The 24,445-nt window shown below is 66.2% G+C and carries 22 protein-coding genes; 9 read left to right on the forward strand and 13 right to left on the reverse strand.

The annotated features are described in order from the left end of the window. Positions 1-3 precede the first annotated feature (3 nt). The 5 genes from ABIB38_RS13670 to ABIB38_RS13690 all read left to right on the forward strand — a co-directional run bounded on the left by ABIB38_RS13670 (position 4) and on the right by ABIB38_RS13690 (position 4,019). On the forward strand, positions 4-792 hold the full coding sequence (locus tag ABIB38_RS13670; protein WP_429204620.1) for an SDR family oxidoreductase: 789 nt from the start codon (positions 4-6) through the stop codon (positions 790-792). Beyond that, positions 789-1,553 carry a biotin--[acetyl-CoA-carboxylase] ligase gene (locus ABIB38_RS13675; RefSeq protein ID WP_429204622.1) on the forward strand — a complete coding sequence of 255 codons (765 nt, stop codon included), beginning with the start codon at positions 789-791 and terminating at the stop codon, positions 1,551-1,553. The genes ABIB38_RS13670 and ABIB38_RS13675 overlap by 4 nt, the downstream gene beginning before the upstream one ends. Next, positions 1,550-2,293 carry a type III pantothenate kinase gene (locus tag ABIB38_RS13680; RefSeq protein WP_429204623.1) on the forward strand — a complete coding sequence of 248 codons (744 nt, stop codon included), beginning with the start codon at positions 1,550-1,552 and terminating at the stop codon, positions 2,291-2,293. Before ABIB38_RS13675 ends, ABIB38_RS13680 begins: the two co-directional genes overlap by 4 nt. Continuing rightward, positions 2,287-3,027 (forward strand): SPOR domain-containing protein, encoded by a 741-nt coding sequence (locus tag ABIB38_RS13685; protein ID WP_429204625.1) that lies wholly within the window; start codon positions 2,287-2,289, stop codon positions 3,025-3,027. Before ABIB38_RS13680 ends, ABIB38_RS13685 begins: the two co-directional genes overlap by 7 nt. A gap of 209 nt (positions 3,028-3,236) precedes the next feature. Next, on the forward strand, positions 3,237-4,019 hold the full coding sequence (locus tag ABIB38_RS13690) for a PEP-CTERM sorting domain-containing protein (protein ID WP_429204626.1): 783 nt from the start codon (positions 3,237-3,239) through the stop codon (positions 4,017-4,019). Positions 4,020-4,079: 60 nt separating this feature from the next. Here the strand turns inward: ABIB38_RS13690 and ABIB38_RS13695 are convergent, their stop codons facing one another. The 6 genes from ABIB38_RS13695 to ABIB38_RS13720 all read right to left on the reverse strand — a co-directional run bounded on the left by ABIB38_RS13695 (position 4,080) and on the right by ABIB38_RS13720 (position 11,063). Beyond that, positions 4,080-5,105: a septal ring lytic transglycosylase RlpA family protein gene (locus ABIB38_RS13695; protein WP_429204628.1), complete on the reverse strand. Its 1,026-nt coding sequence runs from the start codon at positions 5,103-5,105 to the stop codon at positions 4,080-4,082. Between the two features lie 19 nt (positions 5,106-5,124). Then, positions 5,125-6,243, reverse strand: a complete 1,119-nt coding sequence (gene rodA, locus ABIB38_RS13700) for a rod shape-determining protein RodA (protein ID WP_429204630.1) — start codon at positions 6,241-6,243, stop codon at positions 5,125-5,127. Positions 6,244-6,246: 3 nt separating this feature from the next. After that, on the reverse strand, positions 6,247-8,238 hold the full coding sequence (gene mrdA / locus ABIB38_RS13705) for a penicillin-binding protein 2 (RefSeq protein ID WP_429204631.1): 1,992 nt from the start codon (positions 8,236-8,238) through the stop codon (positions 6,247-6,249). Between the two features lie 16 nt (positions 8,239-8,254). After that, positions 8,255-8,773, reverse strand: coding sequence for a rod shape-determining protein MreD (mreD, locus tag ABIB38_RS13710; RefSeq protein ID WP_429204633.1), 519 nt, complete (start codon positions 8,771-8,773; stop codon positions 8,255-8,257). 6 nt (positions 8,774-8,779) lie between these two features. Continuing rightward, positions 8,780-9,919: a rod shape-determining protein MreC gene (gene mreC / locus ABIB38_RS13715; RefSeq protein ID WP_429204634.1), complete on the reverse strand. Its 1,140-nt coding sequence runs from the start codon at positions 9,917-9,919 to the stop codon at positions 8,780-8,782. A gap of 100 nt (positions 9,920-10,019) precedes the next feature. Then, positions 10,020-11,063 carry a rod shape-determining protein gene (locus ABIB38_RS13720; RefSeq protein WP_005667820.1) on the reverse strand — a complete coding sequence of 348 codons (1,044 nt, stop codon included), beginning with the start codon at positions 11,061-11,063 and terminating at the stop codon, positions 10,020-10,022. A 312-nt stretch (positions 11,064-11,375) separates the two neighbouring features. Here ABIB38_RS13720 and gatC point away from each other — a divergent pair, with 312 nt between their 5' ends. From gatC to gatB, 3 genes are read left to right on the forward strand one after another with little or no spacing between them, the layout of a single operon-like run. Next, positions 11,376-11,675 (forward strand): Asp-tRNA(Asn)/Glu-tRNA(Gln) amidotransferase subunit GatC, encoded by a 300-nt coding sequence (gatC, locus tag ABIB38_RS13725; protein WP_429204635.1) that lies wholly within the window; start codon positions 11,376-11,378, stop codon positions 11,673-11,675. Positions 11,676-11,711: 36 nt separating this feature from the next. Continuing rightward, complete coding sequence (gene gatA, locus ABIB38_RS13730) at positions 11,712-13,187, forward strand: Asp-tRNA(Asn)/Glu-tRNA(Gln) amidotransferase subunit GatA (protein ID WP_429204637.1); 1,476 nt, start codon at positions 11,712-11,714, stop codon at positions 13,185-13,187. A gap of 53 nt (positions 13,188-13,240) precedes the next feature. Further along, complete coding sequence (gatB, locus tag ABIB38_RS13735; RefSeq protein ID WP_429204698.1) at positions 13,241-14,716, forward strand: Asp-tRNA(Asn)/Glu-tRNA(Gln) amidotransferase subunit GatB; 1,476 nt, start codon at positions 13,241-13,243, stop codon at positions 14,714-14,716. A gap of 483 nt (positions 14,717-15,199) precedes the next feature. On the opposite strand, the gene pyrE is transcribed toward gatB, so the two are convergent. Both pyrE and ABIB38_RS13745 read right to left on the reverse strand, forming a co-directional pair. Then, a complete protein-coding gene (gene pyrE, locus ABIB38_RS13740; RefSeq protein ID WP_429204638.1) occupies positions 15,200-15,862 on the reverse strand; it encodes an orotate phosphoribosyltransferase in 663 nt (220 codons plus the stop codon). 33 nt (positions 15,863-15,895) lie between these two features. Further along, positions 15,896-17,854, reverse strand: a complete 1,959-nt coding sequence (locus ABIB38_RS13745; protein ID WP_429204639.1) for a hybrid sensor histidine kinase/response regulator — start codon at positions 17,852-17,854, stop codon at positions 15,896-15,898. A 209-nt stretch (positions 17,855-18,063) separates the two neighbouring features. Between ABIB38_RS13745 and ABIB38_RS13750 the strand changes: the two genes are divergently transcribed. After that, the gene (locus ABIB38_RS13750) at positions 18,064-18,834 is read left to right on the forward strand and encodes an exodeoxyribonuclease III (RefSeq protein WP_429204641.1); all 771 of its coding nucleotides are present in this window, start codon (positions 18,064-18,066) and stop codon (positions 18,832-18,834) included. Here ABIB38_RS13750 and ABIB38_RS13755 read toward each other — a convergent pair whose 3' ends face one another. The 5 genes from ABIB38_RS13755 to ptsP form a co-directional block, all read right to left on the reverse strand. Then, complete coding sequence (locus tag ABIB38_RS13755) at positions 18,835-19,773, reverse strand: pseudouridine synthase (RefSeq protein WP_429204643.1); 939 nt, start codon at positions 19,771-19,773, stop codon at positions 18,835-18,837. It abuts the gene before it with no gap. 22 nt (positions 19,774-19,795) lie between these two features. Further along, entirely contained in the window at positions 19,796-20,680 is an 885-nt protein-coding gene (locus ABIB38_RS13760) for a M48 family metallopeptidase (RefSeq protein ID WP_429204645.1), read from the reverse strand. A 137-nt stretch (positions 20,681-20,817) separates the two neighbouring features. Next, a complete protein-coding gene (gene metW / locus ABIB38_RS13765; RefSeq protein WP_429204647.1) occupies positions 20,818-21,432 on the reverse strand; it encodes a methionine biosynthesis protein MetW in 615 nt (204 codons plus the stop codon). Continuing rightward, positions 21,429-22,583, reverse strand: a complete 1,155-nt coding sequence (gene metX, locus ABIB38_RS13770) for a homoserine O-succinyltransferase MetX (RefSeq protein WP_429204649.1) — start codon at positions 22,581-22,583, stop codon at positions 21,429-21,431. The genes metW and metX overlap by 4 nt, the downstream gene beginning before the upstream one ends. A gap of 73 nt (positions 22,584-22,656) precedes the next feature. Continuing rightward, complete coding sequence (gene ptsP, locus ABIB38_RS13775) at positions 22,657-24,426, reverse strand: phosphoenolpyruvate--protein phosphotransferase (protein WP_429204650.1); 1,770 nt, start codon at positions 24,424-24,426, stop codon at positions 22,657-22,659. Between the last annotated feature and the right edge of the window lie 19 nt (positions 24,427-24,445).

Here is a 24,445-nt window from a genome sequence, read left to right on the forward strand (position 1 = left end):
CCCATGTCGACGCGGCAGGAAGAGCGCGTCTTCATCACCGGCGCATCGAGCGGCATCGGCGCCGCCCTGGCGCGCGACTATGCGGCGCGCGGCGCGACGCTCGGCCTGCTGGCGCGGCGGCGCGACCACCTGCTGGCGCTGGCCGCCTCGCTGCCCCACCCCGAACGGCATCACATCTACGCGGTCGACGTGCTCGACCGCGATGGCCTGGCCGCTGCCGCCCATGACTTCATCGCCGCCAACGGCGGCGCCGACGTCGTCATCGCCAGCGCCGGCATCTCGCACGGCACGCTCACCGACCGCGCGGCCGACCTGGCCGTGTTCGACGTGGTGTTCGCCACCAACGTGAACGCCACGGTCGCCACCTTCGCCCCGTTCATCGGCGCCATGCGGCAGCAGGCCACGCCCTGCCGCCTGGTGGGCATCGGCAGCGTGGCGGGAGTGCGCGGCATGCGCGGCGCCGGCGCCTACTGCGCCAGCAAGGCCGCCGTGCACAGCTACTGCGAAGCGCTGCGGGTCGAGCTGCACGGCACCAACATCCGGGTGGTGACGATCGCCCCCGGTTATATCGACACCCCCATGACCAGCAAGAACCGTTTTCCCATGCCCTTCCTGATGCCCGCCGACCGCTTCGCGGCGCAAGCCGCCGCCGTGATCGCGCGCGGCGACAGCTACCACGTCCTGCCCTGGCAGATGGGCGTCGTCGCCAAGCTGCTGCGCCTGCTGCCCGACTTCCTGTTCGACCGCCTGTTCGCGCGCGCGCCGACCAAACAGCGCCAGGGGGAGGCATGAACGCCGACCGCATCCGCTCGCTGTCGAAGGCGGGCGTGGCGGTCGAAGTCGTGGCGCAGACCGGCTCCACCAATGCCGACCTGCTGGCGCGCGCGGCGCTGCTTCCCGCGCCGCTGCTGCTGGTCGCCGAACACCAGAGCGCCGGCCGCGGCCGCGCCGGGCGCAGCTGGCTGTCTTCGCCCGAAGCTTCGCTGACCTTTTCGCTGGCCTGGAAATTCGATGGCGGCCCGCAGGCGCTGGTCGGCCTGCCGCTGGCGATCGGCGTGGCGCTGGCCGAGACGCTCGGCGCGCTGGGCCAGCAAGTCCAGCTGAAATGGCCGAACGACTTGCTCAAGGATGGCGACAAGCTGGCCGGCATCCTGATCGAAACCCAGTCCGCGCCCGACGGCGGCACCTGGACCGTGATCGGCATCGGCCTGAACCTTCTGATGCCGGAAGAGATGGAAGCGCAACTGGGACGCAGCGCCGCCGGCGTGCCCTGGCTGGCGCGCATGGAGCGCGACGTCCTGATGGCGGCCCTGCTCGACGGCCTGGTCGCGGCGCTGGCGGAATTTTCCGCGCGTGGCTTCGCGGCCTTCGCCGCGCGCTGGAACCTGCGCCACGCCTGGCAGGGAGAGACCGTGGTCTTGCTCGACCACGGCGCCGTGCTGCATGAGGGCCGCGCCGCCGGCGTGGACGACAGCGGCCGCCTGCTGCTCGACACGCCGGACGGCCGGATCACGGTGATGGCCGGCGACGTCTCGCTGCGGGTGAAAACATGATGCTGCTGGTCGACGCGGGCAATACCCGCGTCAAGTGGGCGCTGGCCGACGCCGCCTGCGCGCCCGGCGCGTGGCTGCATCACGGCGCCGTCGTGCACGCGCAGCTGGACGACGCGGCTGCCCGATGGCCGGCCGCCGGCGTGACCCGCGCGCTGGTGTCGAACGTGGCCGGCCCGCAGCTGGCCGAACGCATCGCGGCGCTGCTGCCGGCGGGGATCGAGCTCGAATGGTTCGCCTCCACCGCGCAGCGCGCTGGCCTCTGCAACGGCTACCGCGAGCCGCACCGGCTGGGCTGCGACCGCTTCGCCGCCGCCATCGGCGCGCGCGCCCTGGCGCCCGGCCAGGACCTGATCGTCGCCACTTGCGGCACCGCGACCACGGTCGACGCGGTCACGGCCGATGGCCGGTTCGTGGGCGGCATGATCCTGCCCGGCCTGGCCCTGATGGCGTCCAGCCTGGCCGGCAATACGGCGCAGCTGCCGCAGGTGGCCCCGGGCGCCGTGCCGGCGCTATTCGGCGACAACACCAACGACGCGATTCTCTCCGGCGTGCTGTCGGCCCAGGCCGGCGCGATCGAACGCGCCGTGGCTGGACACCGCGCCGCCGCCTGCATCGTCTCCGGCGGCGCGGCGCCGTATGTCGCCCCGGCGCTCAAGATCCCGCACCGGGTGGTCGATAATATCGTGCTGGTCGGCCTGCAGGCCGCGGCCACCTGGACAGAGGGAGGAGCACAGTGCTGAAATTCTTATTCTGGGCGCTGCTGGCGGCGAACGCGGCGCTGCTGGCCTACGGCCAGGGCGCCCTCGGCCAGCCGGGAACCGGCGAGCGCGAGCCGGCGCGGCTGAACAACCAGCTCGCACCCGAACGCATCACGCAGCTGACGGCGGTCGAGGCCATGCGTGCGCTGGACGAAGCCGCGCAGGCCAACGACACCACCCAGGCCGCCGACACCGCCCGCGCCGAAGATGCCGTGGCGCCGGCCCCCGCGCCGGTCGCGAACGCGCCGGACCTGGTCGCCTGTGTCCAGGCCGGCCCCTTCGGCGCGGCCGATTCGCGCCGCTTCGAAGCGCGCGTCGCCAGCCTGGAGCTGGCCGCGCGCCAGACCCGGGTCCAGGTGCCCTTCCAGGAAGTGACCAGCCGCCTGGTCTACCTGCCGCCGAACGGCGGCCGTGAAGGCGCCCAGCGCCGTGCGGCCGACCTCAAGGAACGCGGTGTCGAGAATTTTTACATCATGCAGGGCGACTCGCCGCTGCGCGGGGCGATCTCGCTGGGCGTATTCAAGACCGACAGCGCGGCTCAGAAGCTGGTAGCGCAGTTGCAGCGCCAGGGCGTGCGCGGCGTGCAGGTATTACCGCGCGGGCAGCAGGTCATGCGCGCCGCCTATCGGTATCGCGCGATCGAACCGGCGCAGCGCGCCAGGCTGGCGGGCATCGCCGCCGACTACCCGGACGCGGGCCTGCGGGAATGCGGCTGACCGCGCGGTCGTCCGATCGACTCGAAGCGCACCTGCGGGTGCGCTTTTTTTTACAAAAGCGACTGGCAGGCGGCCTGTGAGTGTCGAAAATCTTTACACAAGAATTTCCTTCAGAAAATAATATTAATCAAAACAATCACTTATATTTCTGGCACGCAACTTGCTTTATATCAAAATACGTTGCTCAAATTTAATTCTCAGGGGATATCATGAAAAAGACCGTCGTCGCTGCACTGTTCGCCGTTGCCTGCGCCATCTCGACCTCCGCATCCGCCGAGACCATCAATCTGGATGGCTCGTTCGGCAGCACCCTGTCGAACAAGACTTACGATGCCGTCTTCAAATCGAACCTGGATGGCCAGTATGAACTGAACAGCCTGTCGTTCTCCTTCTCGTTCCTCGACAACGGCGGCGCCTTCATGTCGCAGGGCCCGGTGAAGACCAGCTACCAGGCGGGCGACTACACGTGGTCGAAATCGCTCGGCGCCTACGTGCGTAAGGTCGATATCGGCCAGACGGTCACCAAGACCAGCGCACAGGAAACCGCGCAACTGTCGTTCGGCGACCTGGTGCTCGGCAGCGGCGCGACCACGCTCAGCGAGACGACCGAACATGGCGGCTCGAGCACCGTGCGCAACTATGACGGCACCCAGTGCTTCATGTTCAAGTGCAAATACTTCAAGTCGGACGTGAAAACCCAGACCACCATCGTGACCAAGGACTACACGGGCGGCTTCACGATCTCCGGCTTCATCGATGACCAGGATCTCCTCGCCCAAATGTTCGACAACGGCGACCTGCGCCTGACCCTGAAAGTCGTCGGCGACCTGTTGCTGACCGACAGCAACCTTATGCTGGACTACACGAAAGTGGAAGAACCCGCCGAAGAACCGGCCGAAGTGCCCGAGCCATCGAGCCTGCTGCTGGCAGGCGCCGGCCTGGCTGCCGTCGGCGTTGCCCGCCGCCGCCGTACCGGCGCCGCACGCGCATAAGCGGAATCCTTTGCGCTGGAGGAATGGCCGGTTCGCCGGCCATTTTTCATGGCGCCGGCGTCAGCGCCGGACGACGATCGGCTTGAAACCGAGGCTCGCAGGCAATGCCCGCATCGCCTCCACCGCTTCGGCGCGGCTGCCATAGGGACCGCCGTAGAGACGGTTCAGGGAACCCACCTTCACCACTTCGAGCTTGCCCAGCTCGACGCCGGCATTGGTGACCTTTTCGCTCATGGCTTCGGCGGTGCCGGCCCGGCCATAGGCGCCGAGCTGGATGAAATAGCGTCCGGCGCCGGCAGCTGCGGGCGCCGCCGTGGGCGCCGGCCCAGTCTGGCTCACCAGCGCCGCGCTGTCGGAACGGATCCGGTCTTCCAGCATCAGCGCTTCGATCTCGGGCGGCGCCGATTGCGCGATCGACGCGACTTCGCGCCGCGCGGCCGCGATCCGGGCCGGCGCAACGATCGAATCGCCCGGGAACAGGCGCTCGACCTCGACTTCGTGGCTGCCCTTGCCCAGCAGGCCGAGCTTGAGTGCCGCCGTGTACGAGACGTCGATGATCCGGCTTGCGTGGAAAGGGCCGCGGTCGTTGATGCGCACCACCACCGAATTGCCGGTGTCGAGGCTGGTGACGCGCACGTAGGACGGAATCGGCAGGGTCGGATGCGCGGCCGTCATCTTGTACATATCGTACAGTTCGCCCGACGCCGTGCGCTGGCCATGAAACTTGACGCCATACCAGGTGCTCACGCCACGCGCGGTGTAGGGCTCGTTGTTCCCCAGCGGCGTATAGGTCTTGCCGAGCACCGTGTAGGGGCGGCCGGTCCACTTGTTGAAGGGCTCGGCCTTGACCACGGCGTCCGGCACGTCGAGCAGGCCGTCGGGGATGTTGTCGCCCGGGCCGTCATCCTTGTAGTAGCCGCCGCGGCCCGACTTAGCGGGCGGCAATTGGGGCGCAGTGCCGTGCTTGGCGGTCGGCTTGTGTGGCCACGGCAAGGGATTGAGCCGCTTGTGCTCCCCGGTGCTGCTGCAGGCCGATACGAAAATGGCAACCGGTATGACCGCCAGGAAGCTTGTACGAACGCCCATTGGCTGTCCTTTATGAAATCTATGTCTGCACCAGTTTACGATGTCTTTGAATACTCATCAATATGCCGGCGCCAAGGCCGAGCGTGATAAAGGCCGTGCCGCCATAGCTCATGAAGGGTAGCGGCACCCCTACTACAGGCAATATCCCTGCGACCATGCCCATATTAACAAAGGCATACGTAAAGAAAATCATCGCGATCGAACCGGCCAGCAAGCGGCCGAAGGTGTTCGGCGCATTCGCCGCGATCATCAGGCCGCGTCCGATCAGCAGCAGGTAGACGAACAGCAGGAACAGGTTGCCGGCCAGGCCGAACTCCTCCGAATACACCGAGAACACGAAGTCGGTGGTGCGTTCCGGCACGAATTCCAGGTAGCCCTGGGTGCCCTGCATATAGCCCTTGCCGGTCAGGCCGCCCGAGCCGATCGCGATGATCGACTGGATGATGTGGAAGCCCTTGCCCAGCGGGTCGGAGGTCGGATCGATCAGGGTCATCACCCGCTGGCGCTGGTAGTCGTGCATCATCGACCAGCCGATCGGCAGGAAGGCGACGATACTCACCGTCACCGCGGCGATCGCCTTCCACGACAGGCCGGCCAGGAAGATCACGTACAGGCCCGACGACGCGACCAGCAGCGAGGTGCCCAGGTCGGGCTGCTCCATGATGAGGGCGACCGGGATCATCAGGATCACGGCGGCCACGATGTAATGCTTCCAGCCGGCGACCTGGGCCCGGGTCTGGAAGTACCAGGCCAGCATCAGCGGCAGGCCGATCTTCATGATCTCGGACGGCTGGATGTCGATGACGCCGATGTGCAGCCAGCGCTGCGCACCCTTCTTGATCAGGCCGAACATCGCGACCGCGACCAGCAAGGCCACGCCGGCCGCATAGACCGGCACCGCAAGCCGCATCAGGGTTTGCGGCGCGATGTTCGCGGCCACCCACATGACGGCGAAGGAGAGCAGGAAGTTGCGGATCTGGTGCTCGACCCGGTCCGGGAAATTGGCGCCGGCCGACATCATGGTGACCATGCTGATCGTCACCAGCACGGCCAGGATCAGGGTCAGCGGCAGGTCGAACACCGTGAAGTACGGGCGCAGGCGGCGGCGCAGCGAGCGCCGTTCTGGTATATGGGCCATGGCTTATTCGGTACGGGTGGCGGTGGCGGGGGCCGCGACGGCGACCATCCGGGCCGGCGCAGGGGACGGCGCGGAGGCAGGCGCAGGGGCGGACGCCTTGACGGTGGCCGGACGGGCGCCGCCCTTCGGTTCCGGCGGCGGCGCCGGACGCTTGCCGAGGATCGCGTAGTCGAGCACCTTGCGCGCGATCGGCGCCGCCACGACGCCGCCGAAGCCGGCGTTCTCGACGATCATCGCCAGCGCGATGCGCGGCTGCTCGACCGGCGCGAAAGCGGTGAACAGCGCATTGTCGCGATGGCGCTCGTCGATCGCGTTGGCGTCGTACTTCTTGCCGCGCAGGCCGATCACCTGCGCGGTGCCGGTCTTGCCGGCCGAGGAATACGCGGCGCCGGAGAAGGCGCGTTGTCCGGTGCCTTCGCGCATCACGCCGGCCATCGCATCCTTGATGAAATCGAGGTGCTCCTGCTTCATCGACAGGCGCCGGGTTTCCTTGGGCACGGTCAGGGTGCGCTCGCGGGTCACGCCATCCTCGATCATCTTGACCAGGTGCGGCTTCATCACCACGCCGTCATTGGCCAGGATCGCGGTCGCATGCGCCAGCTGCAGCATCGTGTAGTGGTTGAAACCCTGGCCGATCGAAATCGAGATGGTGTCGCCGCCCACCCATTTCTGGGCTGCGCGGTTGCGCTTGAAGCGCTCGGCCTTCCACTCCTTCGACGGCAGCACGCCGACTTTTTCATGATCGAGGTCGATCCCGGTCGGCTGGCCGAAGCCGAACTCGCGCATGAATTTCGAGATGTTGTCGATCCCCATCTCGTTGCCCAGCTGGTAGTAATAGGTGTCGCAGGAGTGTGCGATCGAATGGTACATATTGACGATGCCGTGGCCGCCCGGCTTGTCGTCGTTGAAACGGTGCCCGCCCAGCATGAAGAAACCGGGGTCGCGGATCGCATCCTGCGGGCGGCGGTAGCCCATCTCGAGCGCCGCCAGCGACATGAAGGGCTTGAAGGTCGAACCGGGCGGATAGGTGCCCGACAGCGGACGGTTCATCAGCGGCCGGTCGAGCGAGGTGTTCAGCTCGTTCCAGCTCTGGTAGTCGATGCCGTCGACGAACAGGTTCGGATCGAAGCCGGGGCGCGAGACATAGGCCAGCACGTCGCCGGTCGACGGTTCGATCGCCACCAGCGCGCCACGCTGGTCGCCGAATGCTTCCTCGGCGATCTTTTGCAGCTCGATGTCGATCGACAGGATCAGGTTGCTGCCCGGGACCGGCGCGGTGCGCTTGAGCGTGCGGATCGCGCGCCCGCCGGCCGAGCGCTCGACCTGCTCGTAACCGGTGACGCCGTGCAGCTGGCGCTCGTAGCGCTTCTCGACGCCCTCCTTGCCGATATGGTCGGTGCCGTTGTAGTTGGCGGCGTCGTCGCCCTCCTCGATCGCGGCGGCTTCCTTGGCGTTGATGCGGCCGATGTAGCCGATCACGTGCGAGGCCACCTCGCCCATCGGATACTGGCGGAACAGGCGGGCCTGCACCTCGACGCCGGGAAAGCGGAAGCGCTGGGCGGTGAAACGCGCCACCTCGTCGTCGGTCAGGCGGGTGCGCAGCGGCACGCTGGCGAAGCTGCGCGACTCTTCGCGCAGGCGCTTGAAGCGGCGCCGGTCGCGCGCGTCGATCGCGACCAGCTTGGCCAGCTCGTCGATCACCGACTCCATGTCGGCCTGCAGCTTGGACGGCGTGATCTCGAGCGTGTAGGCGGAATAGTTGCGCGCCAGGACCACGCCATTGCGGTCCACGATCAGGCCGCGGTTGGGCACGATCGGCACCAGCGCGATACGGTTGTCCTCGGCCTGCGCCGCGTACTGGTCGTGGTGCAGCACCTGCAGCCAGACCACGCGCGCGACCAGCAGGCCGAAGCAGATGAAGACGAGCGCCACCAGCGCTGTGAGGCGCATCCGGAACTGGTGGATCTCGCGGTCGCTATCCTTGAACTCGGTCATTCCTGGGCAAACCTGGTCAGATGGGACGGGTATGGTCGCGGTCGACGGCGCGCCGCTGGGGCGCCAGCAGCAGCCAGGTGATCACCGGCCACAGGGCCACCGCCACCACGCTCTCGATGAACTGCAGCAGGCCGGGGAAGCGGCCTGATACCAGCATGTGCACCACCAGCTGGATCGCCTGCGCCAGCAGCAGCAGCGGGAACATGTGCATCGCCTGGGTCAGCAGCGGGAACCACAGCACGCGGCGGTGGATCATGATGGCCAGGTAGGACAGCACGGTGTAGGCGAGCGCGTTCTCGCCCAGCAGGCTGGCGTCGTGCACGTCCATCAACAGGCCCATGCAGAAGGCGACGCCGATGCCGACCTTGCGCGGCTGGTGGATGCCCCAGAACACCAGCACCAGCGCGACGAAGTCGGGCGCCCCCACCCAGCGCCCCCAGGGCATCAGGTTGAGCATGAAGGCGCACACCAGGCTGAAGGCAATGAACAGCGGGCTGACGGGCAGCAGGATGTAATGGGGACGGCGACCGGGCATGGCGGCTTACTCCGTTCGGGCGGCCGGCGCAGGCGCGGTCGCGGTCGTTGCAGGTGGCGTGGCGGGCGGCGCCGCCGGACGTGGCGCGGCCTGGGCCGCGGACGGCGTTGCAGGTGGCGTCGCCGCAGGCTGGCCGGCCGGCGCCGGCGCGCCGTTCGTGGTGGTTGCGGCCGGCGCGGTGACCGGGGCTGCGGGCACGCCGGCCGCCGGCAGCGGCGCGGCCGGCAGCGGCGGTTGCGGCACCGGCGCCATCTTCGGCATAGTGCGCCGGGTGGTGGCCGCAGACGGCGTTTCGGGCGCCGGGCGCGGCGGCAAGGCATGGTGCGACATGATCACCAGCACCTGGCGATTGCGGTCGATGCCGGCCAGCGGCTGGCCGACCACGCGGCCGAACGAGCCGGCGGCCTTCTCGACCTGGGTCACGCGCGCCACCGCCAGGCCGGCCGGGTACATTCCGTCCAGCCCCGACGTCACCAGCACGTCGCCGACCTGGATGTCGGCATCCTGGGCCACGAAGCGCAGGTCGAGCAGGCCCGTATTGCCGCGGCCATAGACGATGCTGCGTAAACCACTGCGCAGCACCTGCACCGGAATGGCCTGGTCCTTGTCGGTCAGCAGCGTGACTTCGGAGGTGAACGGGAACACGCGGGTGACCTGGCCGACCACGCCGGCATAGTCGATCACCGGCAGGCCGAGCGACACGTCGTCGCGCGAACCGCGGTTGATCACGATGCGGCGGGTGGACGGGTCGCGCGCGTCGTACAGGATCTCGGCCATCTGCGACTGCACCGGCAACTGCTGCCTGGCTTCCATCAGGCGCCGCAGATGCGCGTTCTCGGCCATCTGGAACTGGGCCTGCTGCAGCAACTGGGCGCGCGCCAGCTCCTGGTGCTTGAGCGCCTGCACTTCCTTCTGCAAGGTCGACAGCGACGAGAAATAATCACCCATATTGGCCAGCGCCTCGCGCGGCATCAGGGCCGCCATCTGCATCGGATAGAGCACGGTCGCGGCTACCTGGCGCACGCCGGAGAGCAATCCCATGCGGGCGTCGACGAACAGCAATACGATGGCGATCAGTGCGCAGACCATCGCCTTGACTCGTGCTGGGGCGCCTTGTTTGAACAGCGGCGGAGGACTGTATTCCATGACGTCCGTTGGTGATAACGCAGACGGTCAATGCCAAGGCGGGCAGATGCGCGCAGCTTGTGACCGCACGCCCTGCCCGCCCCGGTTGACCACGCGCGTCTTATTCGTACGAGAAGATCGAACCAAGCTTGTCCATGCGCTCGAGCGCCATGCCCGAGCCGCGCACCACACAAGTGAGCGGATCTTCGGCGGCCAGCACCGGCAGGCCGGTTTCTTCCATCAGGAGGCGGTCGAGATCGCGCAGCAGCGCGCCACCGCCGGTCAGCATCATGCCTTTTTCGGCGATGTCGGCGCCCAGCTCCGGCGGCGCCTGCTCCAGCGCGTTCTTCACCGCCGACACGATCTGGTTCAGCGGATCGGTGAGGGCTTCCAGGATCTCGTTGCTCGAAATGGTGAACGAGCGCGGGATGCCTTCCGACAGGTTGCGGCCCTTGACTTCCATTTCCTTGACTTCCGAGCCCGGGAACGCCGAACCGATCGCCTTCTTGATCGCCTCGGCGGTCTGTTCGCCGATCAGCATGCCGTAGTTGCGGCGGATGTAGTTGACGATGGCTTCGTCGAACTTGTCGCCGCCCACGCGCACCGAGCCTTTATAGACCATGCCGCCCAGCGAGATGATGCCCACCTCGGTGGTGCCGCCGCCGATGTCCACGACCATCGAGCCGGTCGCTTCCGAGACCGGCAGGCCGGCGCCGATCGCGGCCGCCATCGGCTCTTCGATCAGGTAGACCTGCGAGGCGCCGGCGCCGAGCGCCGATTCGCGGATCGCGCGGCGCTCGACCTGGGTCGAGCCGCAAGGCACGCAGATGATGATGCGCGGAGACGGCCGGAAGAATTTCGAGTCGTGCACCATGCGGATGAACTGCTTGAGCATCTGCTCGGTGACGGTGAAGTCGGCGATCACGCCATCCTTCATCGGGCGGATCGCTTCGATATTGCCGGGCACCTTGCCCAGCATCTGCTTGGCTTCCTTGCCGACTGCCTGGATGGTCTTCTTGCCGTTCGGGCCACCTTCCTGGCGGATCGCGACCACCGACGGCTCGTCCAGGACGATGCCAAGGCCGCGGACGTAGATCAGCGTATTAGCGGTGCCGAGGTCGATCGCCAGGTCATTCGAAAAGTAGCTGCGTAAAAAACCAAACATGGGTGTCCTGATGCGCATCAATGTGCGCCTAAACATTGATCGGGGATTCTGTGCCGCACCTGCCACGCATGGGCACCGCGGACTTCGCATGCGCGGCGCCAGCTTTCGGCACGACAACGCATTAGCCCGCCATTCTACCTTATAATTTGTCGTTTACATGCTGAATACCGATGGTTTTCCCCACCGAATTGCAAGCGATTTGAACGGTGTTTGCAGGGTTTTAACGCCTATACGGGGCCGTTCGCTGACAACTTGCTAACATTCATTATTCGCCGACTCACTTTCTGCGCGCTGACGGCGTGCCATATAGCCATGTCCCTGACCCTTTCCGACGTAAAACGCATCGCCAATCTGGCCCAGCTCGACATGGATGACGCCCATGCCGAAACCGCGCTGGCCGAGCTGAACGGCATCTTCGCGCTGGCCGAGCAGATGCAGGCGGTCGATACCACCGGCGTGGCGCCGCTGGCCCAGCCGCTGTCGGCCGTCCTGGCCCTGCCGCTGCGCCTGCGCGACGACGTGGTCACCGAAGAAAACCGCCGCGACGAGTACCAGGCGCCGGCGCCAAAGGCGCAGGATGGCCTGTACCTGGTGCCGAAGGTCATCGAGTAATCCGCCCCAGAACATCGCTAAAGAATCGACACGCATATGCATAACAAGACCATCAAGGAGCTGTCCGCGCTCCTGCACGCGAAACAGGTGTCCGCGACCGAACTGGCGCGCCACTACCTCGGCCGCATCGACGCGAGCGGGCACAACGCCTTCCTGCACGTGGACCACGAGCTGACGCTGGCCCAGGCCGCGCAAGCCGACGAGCGCCTGGCGCAGGGCACGGCCGGCCCGCTGACCGGCGTGCCGATCGCGCACAAGGACATTTTCGTCACCCGCGGCTGGCGCACCACGGCCGGCTCGAAGATGCTGGACGGTTACGTCAGTCCCTTCGATGCGACCGTCGTCGACCGCCTCAAGGCGGCCGGCATGGTCACCCTGGGCAAGGTGAACCTGGACGAATTCGCGATGGGTTCGGCCAACGAGAACTCGGCCTACGGCGCGGTGAAGAACCCGTGGGACGCCAGCGCCGTGCCGGGCGGTTCGTCGGGCGGCTCGGCCGCCGCGATCGCCGCGCGCCTGGCGCCGGCCGCCACCGCGACCGACACCGGCGGCTCGATCCGCCAGCCGGCCGCCTTCTGCGGCGTCACCGGCATCAAGCCGACCTATGGCCGCGTGTCGCGCTTCGGCATGATCGCCTTCGCCTCGTCGCTGGACCAGGGAGGCCCGATCGCCCAGACCGCCGAGGATTGCGCGCTGCTGCTGAACGAAATGAGCGGCTTCGACGAGCGCGATTCGACCAGCCTCACGGTCGAACAGGGCAATGTGCGCGAAGACTACACGCGCGACCTTGACAAGCCGCTGACCGGCCTGCGCATCGGCGTGCCTTCGGAATACTTCGGCGAAGGCCTGGCTGGCGACGTCGAAGCCGCGGTGCGCGCGGCGCTCGAGCAGTTCGTGAAACTGGGCGCGGTATTGGTCGACATCTCGCTACCGAAGACGGCGCTGTCGATTCCGACCTATTACATCATCGCGCCGGCGGAAGCCTCGTCGAACCTGTCGCGCTTCGACGGCGTGCGCTACGGCCACCGCGCTTCGGAGTACAAGGATTTGCAGGACATGTACCGCAAAACCCGCGCCGAAGGCTTCGGCAGCGAGGTCAAGCGCCGCATCATGGTCGGCACCTATGTGCTGTGCCACGGCTACTACGACGCCTATTACGTGCAGGCGCAAAAGATCCGGCGCCTGATCGCGGACGACTTCCAGGCCGCCTTCGCCGACAAGTGCGACGTGATCATGGGGCCGGTGGCGCCGACGGTGGCCTGGGACCTGGGCGCCAAGGCCAATGACCCGGTGGCGAACTACCTGGCCGACATCTTCACGCTGTCGACCAGCCTGGCCGGCCTGCCCGGCATGTCGATCCCGTGCGGTTTCGGCGCGGGCGACAAGAACGGCAAGCGCCCGGTGGGCCTGCAAATCATCGGCAACTACTTCGCCGAGGCGAAGCTGCTGAACATCGCGCACCAGTACCAGCAGGCGACCGACTGGCACCAGCGGTCGCCAGACGGCATCTAACGCGTAGGGTTGGCGGCTCTGCCGCCGACGCGTTCAATCAGCGCCAGCACAGAATAGAGAGAAATACTATGCAATGGGAAGTCGTCATCGGTCTTGAGAACCACGTCCAGCTCACGACCCAATCGAAAATCTTCAGCGGCAGCTCGATCCGCTTCGGCGCCGAGCCGAACACGCAGGCCAGCCCGGTCGACCTGGCGTTGCCGGGCGTGCTGCCGGTGCTGAACCGCGGCGCGGTCGAGCGCGCGATCCGGTTCGGCCTGGCGGTCGGCGCGAAAATCGCGCCGCAGTCGGTCTTCGCGCGCAAGAACTACTTTTATCCCGACCTGCCGAAGGGTTACCAGATCAGCCAGTTCGAGGATCCGGTGGTCCAGGGCGGCACCATCAGCTTCGCCTACGAGAAGGACGGCAAGCTCGAGACCAAGACCGTCAACCTGACCCGCGCCCACCTCGAGGAAGACGCCGGCAAATCGCTGCACGAGGACTATGCCGGCATGACCGGCATCGACCTGAACCGCGCCGGCACGCCGCTGCTCGAGATCGTGTCCGAGCCCGAGATGCGCAGCGCCGCCGAGGCGGTGGCGTATGCCAAGGCGCTGCACTCGCTGGTGATGTGGCTGGGCGTCTGCGACGGCAACATGCAGGAGGGGTCGTTCCGCTGCGACGTCAACGTCTCGGTGCGGCCTGTCGGCCAGAAGGAATTCGGCACCCGTTGCGAGATCAAGAACCTGAACTCGTTCCGCTTCATGGAAGAGGCGATCCACTATGAAGTGCGGCGCCAGATCGAGCTGATCGAGGATGGCGGCAAGGTGATCCAGGCGACGCGCCTGTGGGACCCGGACCGCAAGGAAACGCGCTCGATGCGCACCAAGGAAGACGCGCAGGATTACCGCTACTTCCCCGACCCGGACCTGCCTCCGCTGGTCATCGGCCAGGACTGGATCGACCGCGTGCAGGCCGACATGCCCGAGCTGCCGGGCGCGCTGCGCGCGCGCTTCACGGGCGAGTACGGCCTGCCGGAGTACGACAGCCTGGTCCTGACCTCGTCGAAGGCGATGGCGGGCTACTACGAAGCCGTGGTGGCCAAGGCCGGCAAGGAAAACGCCAAGGCGGCCGCCAACTGGATGATGGGCGACGTCTCGTCGACCCTGAACCGCGAAGGCGTGGACATCGGCGAGGCGCCGGTGAGCGCGGCGCAACTGGCGCTGCTGCTCAAGCGCATCGCCGACGGCACGATCTCGAACAAGGCCGGCAAGGAAGTCTTCGCCGCCATGTGGGAAGCCGGCTCGGATGACGAGCACCTGGCCGACACCGTGATCGAGCAGAAGGGCCTGAAGCAGATCTCGGACACGGGCGCGCTGGAAGCGATCGTCGACGACGTCCTGGCCGCCAACGCCAAGTCGGTCGAACAATACCGCGCCGGCAAGGAAGCCGCCATCAACGCCCTGATCGGCCAGACGATGAAGGCATCGAAGGGCAAGGCCAATCCAGCCCAGGTCACCGAACTGCTGAAACAAAAACTCGCCGGCTAAATCCCTAGCCCATCGACAATGAGGGTCAGAGTAGAATTGTTGAGCAATTTCCCAAAATTGCCGGCAATTCGACTATGACCCTCATTGTTTTCGCACCCAAGAAATTACCCACACCTCGGACTCTGTCCCTACTTATTGTACGCATAAGAGAAATTGCTCAATAATTTGACTCTGACCCTATTTATTTAGATGGGCAAAGCTTCCCCGGAGTCAGCAATTTTTAGGCGCAATCCGAACGCACTGAGCCGATTCCAATCTCTTGTATCAAAAGGAAATTGAATCGAATCCGAAGAGCAAGAAAATAAATAGGGTCAGTGTCGAATTAATTGGCAATTCTAGAAAATTGCTCAATCAATCGACTCTGACCCTAATTATTTTGCAAGACTTTCCGCAAATCCAAATTAGGGTCAGAGTCGAATTGTTTGACAACTTTGGGGAATTGCCCAACAAATCTACTCTGACCCTAATTGTTGGGTAATTGCTCTAGATGCCGTAGCGGGTGCGGTAGGCGGCGACGGCGTCCTTGTGCTGGGACAGGCGCGCGTCCTGGGTGTGGGTGTCGAGGTAGGTGAACAGGTCGGTCAGGTTGGCGATCGAGATCACCGGGATGTTGAATTCGCGCGATACTTCCTGCACCGCCGACAGTTCGGACAAGGCGTCGTCCTTGCCCGAGCGCTCCATGCGGTCCAGGGCGATCAGCACGGCGGCCGGTTCGGCGCCGGCGGCGCGGATCATCGTCACCGATTCGCGCACCGAGGTGCCGGCCGAGATCACGTCGTCGATGATCACCACTTTACCCTGCAGCTTGGCGCCGACGATGGTGCCGCCCTCGCCATGGTCCTTCGCTTCCTTGCGGTTGTAGGCGAACGAGGTGTCGCGGCCCTTCGCGGCCAGGGCCACGGCCGTGGCGCTGGCCAGGGTGATGCCCTTGTAGGCCGGGCCGAACAGCATGTCGAATTCGACGCCCGAGTCGAGCAGGGTCTGGGCATAGAACTGGGCGAGCTTGCCCAGCGTGGCGCCGTCGTGGAACAGGCCGGCGTTGAAGAAGTACGGCGACAGGCGGCCGGCCTTGGTCGTGAATTGGCCGAACCTCAATACCTCGGCCTCGACCGAAAACCCGATAAACTGCTGGCGCAGATCGCTCATATACCTTCTCCCTGAATGTCGAAAGCGGCTATTTTAATCCGTCGCGGCGCCGGCCGCGACCTCCCGCGCCACCTCGTCCGGATTGACCGGCTTGACCAGGTGGCGCTCGAAGCCGGCCGCGCTGCTGCGCGCATGGTCGGCCGCCAGCCCGTAGCCGCTCAGCGCCACCAGGCGGCAGCCCTGCCCGCCGGGCAGCGCGCGGATGCGCGCGGCGAGCTGGTAGCCGTCCAGCACCGGCAGGCCGATGTCGAGCAAGGCGATCGTGGGCCTGAAGCGATCCAGTGCCGCCAGCGCGCCGACCGGATCGTGGTACACCTCGACCGTATGGCCGTGCGCACGCAGCAGGCGGCCCAGGGTGTCGGCGCCGTCGGCATTGTCGTCCACCAGCAGCACCCGCTGCGTGGTCACATCCGGCATCGCCACCGGCGCCGGTTCCGATGGCGCCGGCGCCTGGGGCCCGCTGCATAGCGGCAGGCGCACCACGAACTCGCTGCCCAGGCCGCGGCCCTCGCTGTGCGCATGGACGCTGCCGCCATGCAGTTCGACGATGTTCTTCACCAGCGCCAGCCCGATCCCGAGCCCGCCTTCGGCGCGGTCGATGCTGCGCTTGCCCTGGAAGAACAGCTCGAACACCTGTTCGCGCACCTCGGGCGCAAGGCCGATGCCGGTGTCGCGCACGCTGATCTCGACCGCATCGAGCCCATCGCGCCGCACGCGCAGCCACAGCCGGCCACCCGGCTCGGTGTAGCGCGCCGCATTGGTCAGCAGGTTCGACACCACCTGCGCCAGCCGCACCGGATCGCCCGCCCACGCCAGGCCGGGCTCGAGTTCGACCTCGAGGCGGTGGCGGCGCTGCTCGATCAGCAGGCTCGCCATCTCGACCGCCTTGTCGATCACCCGCGCCAGTTCGACCCGCTCGACCTTGAGCTCGATCTTGCCGCGCGTGACGCGCGAGACGTCGAGCAGGTCGTCCACCAGCCGCACCAGGTGGTCCACCTGGCGCTGGATGATCTCGCGCTCGCGCCCGTGCGCGCCATCGTCCCGCATGCGCATCAGCTGCAGCGCGGTGACGATCGGCGACAGGGGATTTCTCAGTTCGTGGCCCAGCATGGCCAGGAACTCGTCCTTGGCCCGGCTGGCCGCGCTCAAGTCCACCAGCAACTGCTCGCGGTCGCAGTGGGCGCGCTCGATCGCCTGGCGGCTGCGCACGTGCTCCGTCACCTCGACCGCGACCACGATCACGCCGTCCGGCCGGCCATCGCCCCCCGCCAGCGGCTCCAGGCTGAACTTGAAATAGCGCTCGTCAGGCTGGCCCTGGGGATCGAGGCGGATGAGGGCCAGCTCTTGCGCATGATACGGTTCACCGGTGGCGAACACGCGCGCGATGTGCTCGGCCACGCCGCTGCCGGCCAGGCGCGGAAAGGCCTCCACGAAGGTGAGGCCGACCAGCTCGTCGCAGTCGACCAGTTCGCGATAGCGCCGGTTGGCCAGCTGAAAGCGCAGCTCGGGGCCCATCAGCAAGGCCGCGGCGACGGGGGCGTTGAGCAGCATCGCATTGCGCTGGGCCAGCGCCACGTCGCGCTCGTGCCGCGCGGTCGCGTCGCGCGTGAAGCAGCGGGTGTAACGCAGCTGGCCGTTCTCGAAATGCCCGTTCGAGTGGATCAGCACGTGCTTGATCGCGCCATCCTTGCAGCGCAGCCGCGCCGGCTGGTCATACAGCGTCCCGCCCGACAGCAGGGTCGCCAGCATGTAATCGATCGTGGCCGGATCGTCGTGGAATTCGGCGATGTGGCGGCCGACGTATTCGTCCCACGCATAGCCCAGCAGCTGCAGTTCGGCGCGGTTGGCCCACAGGATGGTGCCGTCCGGGCCGACCCGGTGCAGGCCTTCGACGGCGTTTTCCACGAAGTCGGCCAGTTCGGCGTACGATGCGGCGGGCAGGCAAACGCCGTTATCGACGCTACCCGCGAGTAGCGGTTTGTCAGTGTTCATGGACTTGGAAAGGAGACAGGGCAGCGTCAGGAGCGACACGGCGCGCGGTGCAGGAGCGTGCCCAGTGCAACAGATTGTTGCCCATTATCATGCTCCATCTTACATTTATGTAACAGTTGCAGGCATGACGAGCGGTTGAAAAACGCGCTACACTGTCCGGCTTGTTTTCGGACGTCTAAGTCCGCTGATCGTTACCGTCCTACATCACCATGCCACGAATTATTTCCGCGAACCTGAACGGCATCCGTTCCGCCCACAAGAAGGGTTTCTTCGAGTGGCTCGCCACGCAGGATGCCGACTACATCTGCGTCCAGGAGCTCAAGGCCCAGGAGGCCGACATGACCGAAGACTTCCTGCGCCCTCACGGCTACCACGGCCACTTCCACTACGCCGAGAAGAAGGGCTATTCGGGCACCGGCATCTACAGCCGCACCGCCCCGGACAAGCACCGCATCGGCTTCGGCTGCGTCGAATTCGACGCCGAAGGCCGCTATACGCGCTGCGATTTCGGCGACCTGACCGTGATCTCGCTGTACGCGCCGTCGGGCTCCTCGTCGCCCGAGCGCCAGCTGGCCAAGTTCCGCTTCATGGAAGTGTTCCTGCCGCACCTGCAGGAACTGCAGGCCGAGGGCCGCGAAATCGTGATCTGCGGCGACTGGAACATCGCCCACAAGGAGATCGACCTCAAGAACTGGAAGGGCAACCTGAAGAACTCAGGCTTCCTGCCCGAGGAACGCGCCTGGATGACGCGCATATTCGATGACCTGGGCCTGGTCGACGTGCACCGCGGCCTGGACCCGCGCCCCGAGCAGTACACCTGGTGGAGCAACCGCGGCCAGGCCTATGCCAAGAACGTGGGCTGGCGCATCGACTACCACGTCGCCACCCCGGGCATCGCCCGGTGCGCCAAGACCGTGTCGGTCTACAGGGACGTCAAGTTCTCGGACCACGCTCCCTTGATCATCGACTACGCACGCTAGTCAGGGCCAATCCAGGCTGAATGCGCTGCTGAAGCTGCGGGGCTGGCCGCTCAAGGGGTCGTCAAAGGCGATCGAACGCGCCAGCAGCTGCAGCGGCGCGCCGAAATCGTCGCCCTTGCACGGCAGCGCCACCGGATAGAAGACGTCGTTCACGATCGGCGCGCCGAGCCGCGACAGGTGCAGCCGCAGCTGGTGCTTGCGGCCCGTGTGCGGATGCAGGCGATAACGCGCGAGAATCCCGCGCTGTTCGATCAGCTCGATCAGCGTCTCCGAATTCGGCTCGCCCTCCACCTCTTCGCTGACGAAAAACTGCTGCGCATCCTGCATGCGGCTGCGGTAGGTAAAGGGGAACGTGCGTCCCGCCATCATCGGCGCCAGCGCCTCGTAGGTCTTGCTCACCACCCGCTTCTGGAACATCGACTGATACGCTCCGCGCGATGCGGGATTGTGCGAGAAGATCACCACGCCCGCGGTCTCGCGATCGAGCCGGTGGATCGGCACCAGGTGCGGCAGATCGGTCGCCCGCTTCAGGCGCACCAGCAGCGTCTCTTTCAAAAAGCGCCCGGTCGGGATGGTCGGCAGGAAGTGCGGCTTGTCGGCCACCAGGATGTGCTCGTCCCGGAACAGCACGTTCTCACGAAACGGGATCGGCGTCTCGGCCTGTTCCAGCTCGCGGTAATACCAGATGCGCATGCCCTGGCGCACGTGGCTGTCGGCGGCCAAGGGCTCGCCCCTGGCGTCGACGATCTCGCCGCGGTCCAGGCGCGCGGCCCAGGCCTCGCGGCTCACGTCTGGAAACCGCTCGGCGAGAAAACGCAGCATGCCGCCGGCGCGCGTCTCGGTCAGCCACAGGTAGCTGGGCGAGACGCCGTCGCGGATCGGCAGCGGCACATGGGCATTGGCCTCGGCCTGCCGCCCCTTGACGGCTACACGGCCCATCGCCGCCTCACTCAATGCCCCGTCACTTCAGGGCGGCGCTCTGGTAGGCCGGCAGCCTGGCGACGCTGGTGTTCTTGGCGCGCGCATACAGCGGCAGCAGCACGTTCATGTGCGCTTCCATGTCCTTGATGCGGGTCTCGCCGCCCGGGTGGGTCGAGAGGATCTCGAGCGGCGCGCTCTGGTTCAGCGCCGCCATCTTGCGCCACAGCGCGATGCCGGCGCGCGGGTCGTAGCCGGCGCGCGACGAGATGTCCAGGCCCACCAGGTCGGCCTCGCGCTCTTCGTCGCGCGAGAACTTCAGCACCAGGAACTGGCCGGCATAGTTGGCCGCGGTGCCGGTGATGTTGGGATCGACCCCGAAAATCCCCGACAGCAGCGCGCCGCCGACGCGGGCGCCGAGTGCGGTGACGTTGGTCTTGGCCAGGCGCTCGCGCCCATGCTCGCGCAGCGCATGCGCGATCTCATGGCCCATCACGGCCGCCACCTCGTCGTCGTTCAGGTTCAGCTGCTCGATGATGCCGGTGTAGAAGCCGATGCGACCGCCCGGCATGCAGAAGGCGTTCACCTGATTCGACTTGAACAGGTTGACCTGCCACTCCCACTTGCTCGCGGCCGGATTCCAGCGCGTGGTCTGCGGAATGATGCGCTGGGCGATGGCGCGCAGGCGCTTGAGCTGCGGATCGTTTTCCGAGGCCAGCACGCCCTTCTGCCTGGCCTCGCCGATCATTTCCGTGTACTGCTGGCGCGCGGCCTCGTTGACCTGTTCTTCCGGCGCCAGCACGCGCATGCGCGACAGCGGCTTGACCGCGATGCCGTCCTGGACCACCGGGCTATTGTCCTGGGCAAGGCCCAGGCTGGTGGCGCTCATCAAGGTGAGGCAAAGGGCAAGGCGTTTCAGTTTTATCATCTCGGCACCGACAGGCTGTTGTTAGCAGCGCTATCCTCTCAGGAATTATTCAAAATGGGCAACACGCCCACACGGATTGGCGAGGATCATCGCGTATCCGCCCCGTTCGCTCAAGCCGCGAACGCACATAAGGCGTATCACGGCGCCGTTAATTTCTTGCGTAGACGAAACACTGCCAGGCTGCCGCGCAGGTTGGGCAGGAAGCGAACGACCTCGCCATCGGCCAGCGCCACGCATTCCAGCACTTCGAGGCCGCACGACACTGCCAGTTCCTGAAAATCGTAAATCGTGGCATACCGCACGTTGGGCGTGTCATACCATTTATAGGGTAGCGAGCGCGACATCGGCATGCGGCCCTTGAGCAGCGCCAGGCGGTGCGGCCAGTGGGCGAAGTTGGGGAAAGACACGATCGCCTCGCTGCCTACCCGCACGATGTCGCGCAGCAGCCGTTCAACGTGCTGCATCATCTGCAGCGAATTCAGGCACAGCACGGTGTCGAAGGTGTTATCGCCAAACAGCCCCAAGCCCTTTTCCATGTCGTGCTGGATCACGTTGATGCCGCGCGCGGTGCTTTCCAGCACCTTGTCGTCGGCGATCTCGATGCCGTAGCCGGTGCAGCGCTTGCCCGACTCCAGGTAGCGCAGCATGGCGCCGTCGCCGCAGCCGACGTCCAGCACGTGGGCGCCGTCGCCCACCCAGTGGGCGATGAAGGCCAGGTCGGGCCGCAGCGTGTTCAGGTCGGTGAAATTCATGCGGCCTCCTGCGTGGACTGCAGTTCGCCGGCGATGCGGTCGTAATAGGCGCGCACCACGTTCATGTAGCGCGCGTCTTCCAGCAGGAAGGCGTCGTGGCCGTGCGGCGCGTCGACCTCGGCATAGCTCACGCGGCGCCGGTTCGACACCAGGGCCTCGACGATCTCGCGGCTGCGCTCGGGCGAGAAGCGCCAGTCGGTGCTGAACGAGGCGACCAGGAACTGGGCCTGCGTTCCGGCCAGCGCCTTCGTCAGGTCGCCGCCATGCGCGCGCGCCGGGTCGAAATAGTCGAGCGCCTTGGTAATCAGGAGATAGGTGTTGGCGTCGAAGTATTCCGAAAACTTGTCGCCCTGGTAGCGCAGATAGGATTCGATTTCGAAGTCGATGCCGAAGTCGAAGTTGTAGTCGTTGGTCTGGGCCGCGTTGCGCAGCTTGCGCCCGAATTTTTCCGCCATGTCGTCGTTCGACAGATAGGTGATGTGGCCGATCATGCGCGCCACTTTCAGGCCGTTCTTCGGCACCACGCCGTGCTCGTAGAAGTCGCCGCCGCGGTAGTCGGGATCGGTCAGGATCGCCTGGCGCGCGACGTCGTTGAAGGCGATGTTCTGGGCCGACAGCTTGGGCGTCGAGGCGATCACGATGCAGTGGCGCAGGCGCTCGGGGAACAGGATGCTCCACGACAGGGCCTGCATGCCGCCCAGCGAACCGCCCATCACGGCGGCGAATTGCTCGATGCCGAGGCGGTCGGCCAGGCGCGCCTGGGCCGCCACCCAGTCCTCCACCGTCACCAGGGGGAAGGCGGCGCCATACGGCTTGCCGGTGGCGGGATTGACGTGCATCGGACCGGTCGAGCCGAAGCAGGAGCCGAGGTTGTTGATGCCGATGACGAAGAAGCGGTCGGTGTCGACCGGCTTGCCCGGCCCCACCATATTGTCCCACCAGCCGGCGCTCTTCGGCGTCGCGTAGTGGCCGGCCACGTGGTGCGAGGCGTTCAGCGCGTGGCAGATCAGCACCGCGTTCGACTTGTCGGCGTTGAGCGTGCCATAGGTTTCATACATCAGCGTGTAGTCGCCGAGCTGGGCGCCGCTTTGCAACAGCAAAGGCTCGGCGAAATGCATTGCCTGTGGTGTGACTATTCCAAGAGATCCCATGGAGGTATTCAAAAGTGTTGGGTAATGCGGTGGTGATGCTGGCGACGGCCGGGACCGAACCGTCGCCACAACGTCAGAGGGCTTGCAGCTGCTCGACCGCGCTGGCGATCTCGCCCGGCTCCATCGCGCGCAGGATGCGCCGGGTACGGGTGGTGACCGCGCCCAGGTCGGTATTCAGTATTTCTTGTTTCACCGCCAGCAGCTGCGCCGGATGCATCGAGAACTCGCGCAAGCCCATGCCCAGCAACAGGCGGGTGAGCTTGACGTCGCCGGCCATTTCGCCGCATACGGCCACGTCCAGGCCGGCCTTGTGGCCGGTGGCGATGGTCGAGGCGATCAGCTGCAACACGGCCGGGTGCAGCGGATTATACAGGTGCGCCACCTCGTAATCGACCCGGTCGATCGCCAGCAGATACTGGATCAGGTCGTTGGTGCCGATCGACAGGAAATCCATGCGCCGCACGAACAGCGGCAGCGCCAGCGCCGCGGCCGGGATCTCGATCATGGCGCCGACCTCGATGCCCTCGTCGAATTTGATGCCCTCGGCGCGCAGCTGGGACTTGGCCTGCTCGATCATGTTCAGGGTCTGGTCGATCTCGAAGGCATGCGCCAGCATCGGGATCAGGATCCTCACCTTGCCGAAGCTCGAGGCGCGCAGGATGGCCCGCAATTGGGTCAGGAACATCTGCGGCTCGGCCAGGCAGTAGCGGATCGCGCGCAGGCCCAGCGCCGGATTGAGCGCGGTCTGGTCGGTCTGGTCGAGCGGCTTGTCGGCGCCGACGTCGAGCGTGCGGATCGTCACCGGGCGGCCCTTCATCGCCAGCACCGCCTTGCGGTACTGCTCGAACTGTTCGTCCTCGCCCGGAATCCGCAGGCCCTGCGGGCCGCGGCCCATGAACAGGAATTCGGAGCGGAACAGGCCGACGCCGTTGGCGCCCGCTTCGAGCGCAGCCGGACAATCGTCGGGCAGCTCGATATTGGCCAGCAGCGTGATGGCGGTGCCGTCCCGGGTGACGGCCGGGGTCTTCTTGAGCTTGAGCAGGCGTTTGCGCGCCTTGGCCAGCGCCGTCTGGCGCTCGCGGTACTGCTCCAGCACCAGCTGGCTCGGATTGCAGATCACCACGCCGGCGTCGCCGTCGACGATCACCCAGTCGTCCTGCTCGACCAGGCGCGACGCCTGGTCCATGCCCACCACGGCCGGGATGTCGAGGCTGCGCGCGACGATCGCGGTGTGCGAGTTCTGGCCGCCGACGTCGGTGACGAAGCCGATGAAGGTGCGCGGTCCGCCGTCGCGGTCGCGGAAGGCCAGCATGTCGGCCGGCGAAATGTCGTGGGCCACCACGATCATCTGCGGCGGCGGCTGGTCTTCGTCGATCGCGATCGGCGGCACGTTCAGCGCGGTGCCGGTCAGGACCTTCAATACCCGCTCGGCCACCTGCTGGATGTCGTACTTGCGCTCGCGCAGGTATTCGTCCTCGATCTCGTCGAACTGGGCCGACAGGTCGTCGATCTGGGTCACCAGCGCCCATTCGGCGTTGTAGTGGCGCGCGCGGATGATGTCGAGCGGCGCTTCCGACACCATCGGATCGGACAGGATCAGGGCGTGGACGTCGATGAAGGCGCCCAGCTCGGTGGGGGCGTCCTTGGGCAGGTCGGTCCACAGTTCCTGCAGGTTGCGGTGCACGGCGGCGATCGCGTTTTGCAGGCGGCGCACTTCGTTTTCCACCTGGTCGTCGGCGACCAGGTAGTGCTTGACGTCGAGCGCGGCCGGGGTGAGCAGGTGGGCGCGGCCGATCGCGATCCCGCGCGAGACCGGAATGCCATGGAGAAGGAAGGAGGCCATGCTGACGTCTCCTGAGCGA

The sequence above is a fragment of the Massilia sp. UYP11 genome (genome assembly GCF_050434805.1).
Taxonomy (GTDB): domain Bacteria; phylum Pseudomonadota; class Gammaproteobacteria; order Burkholderiales; family Burkholderiaceae_D; genus Telluria.

Excerpts from the sequence above, each read along its gene's own strand:
- mreD (WP_429204633.1), bottom strand. The coding sequence starts at position 8,773 with ATGCCCGGTCGCCGTCCCCATTACATCCTGCTGCCCGTCAGCCCGCTG.
- ABIB38_RS13680 (WP_429204623.1), top strand. The coding sequence starts at position 1,550 with ATGATGCTGCTGGTCGACGCGGGCAATACCCGCGTCAAGTGGGCGCTG.
- pyrE (WP_429204638.1), bottom strand. The coding sequence starts at position 15,862 with ATGAGCGATCTGCGCCAGCAGTTTATCGGGTTTTCGGTCGAGGCCGAG.
- ABIB38_RS13695 (WP_429204628.1), bottom strand. The coding sequence starts at position 5,105 with ATGGGCGTTCGTACAAGCTTCCTGGCGGTCATACCGGTTGCCATTTTC.
- gatC (WP_429204635.1), top strand. The coding sequence starts at position 11,376 with ATGTCCCTGACCCTTTCCGACGTAAAACGCATCGCCAATCTGGCCCAG.
- ABIB38_RS13750 (WP_429204641.1), top strand. The coding sequence starts at position 18,064 with ATGCCACGAATTATTTCCGCGAACCTGAACGGCATCCGTTCCGCCCAC.
- mrdA (WP_429204631.1), bottom strand. The coding sequence starts at position 8,238 with ATGACCGAGTTCAAGGATAGCGACCGCGAGATCCACCAGTTCCGGATG.
- ABIB38_RS13670 (WP_429204620.1), top strand. The coding sequence starts at position 4 with ATGTCGACGCGGCAGGAAGAGCGCGTCTTCATCACCGGCGCATCGAGC.
- ABIB38_RS13690 (WP_429204626.1), top strand. The coding sequence starts at position 3,237 with ATGAAAAAGACCGTCGTCGCTGCACTGTTCGCCGTTGCCTGCGCCATC.
- ABIB38_RS13675 (WP_429204622.1), top strand. The coding sequence starts at position 789 with ATGAACGCCGACCGCATCCGCTCGCTGTCGAAGGCGGGCGTGGCGGTC.
- metX (WP_429204649.1), bottom strand. The coding sequence starts at position 22,583 with ATGGGATCTCTTGGAATAGTCACACCACAGGCAATGCATTTCGCCGAG.
- gatA (WP_429204637.1), top strand. The coding sequence starts at position 11,712 with ATGCATAACAAGACCATCAAGGAGCTGTCCGCGCTCCTGCACGCGAAA.
- rodA (WP_429204630.1), bottom strand. The coding sequence starts at position 6,243 with ATGGCCCATATACCAGAACGGCGCTCGCTGCGCCGCCGCCTGCGCCCG.
- ABIB38_RS13760 (WP_429204645.1), bottom strand. The coding sequence starts at position 20,680 with ATGATAAAACTGAAACGCCTTGCCCTTTGCCTCACCTTGATGAGCGCC.
- ptsP (WP_429204650.1), bottom strand. The coding sequence starts at position 24,426 with ATGGCCTCCTTCCTTCTCCATGGCATTCCGGTCTCGCGCGGGATCGCG.
- metW (WP_429204647.1), bottom strand. The coding sequence starts at position 21,432 with ATGAATTTCACCGACCTGAACACGCTGCGGCCCGACCTGGCCTTCATC.
- mreC (WP_429204634.1), bottom strand. The coding sequence starts at position 9,919 with ATGGAATACAGTCCTCCGCCGCTGTTCAAACAAGGCGCCCCAGCACGA.
- ABIB38_RS13745 (WP_429204639.1), bottom strand. The coding sequence starts at position 17,854 with ATGAACACTGACAAACCGCTACTCGCGGGTAGCGTCGATAACGGCGTT.
- ABIB38_RS13755 (WP_429204643.1), bottom strand. The coding sequence starts at position 19,773 with ATGGGCCGTGTAGCCGTCAAGGGGCGGCAGGCCGAGGCCAATGCCCAT.
- ABIB38_RS13720 (WP_005667820.1), bottom strand. The coding sequence starts at position 11,063 with ATGTTTGGTTTTTTACGCAGCTACTTTTCGAATGACCTGGCGATCGAC.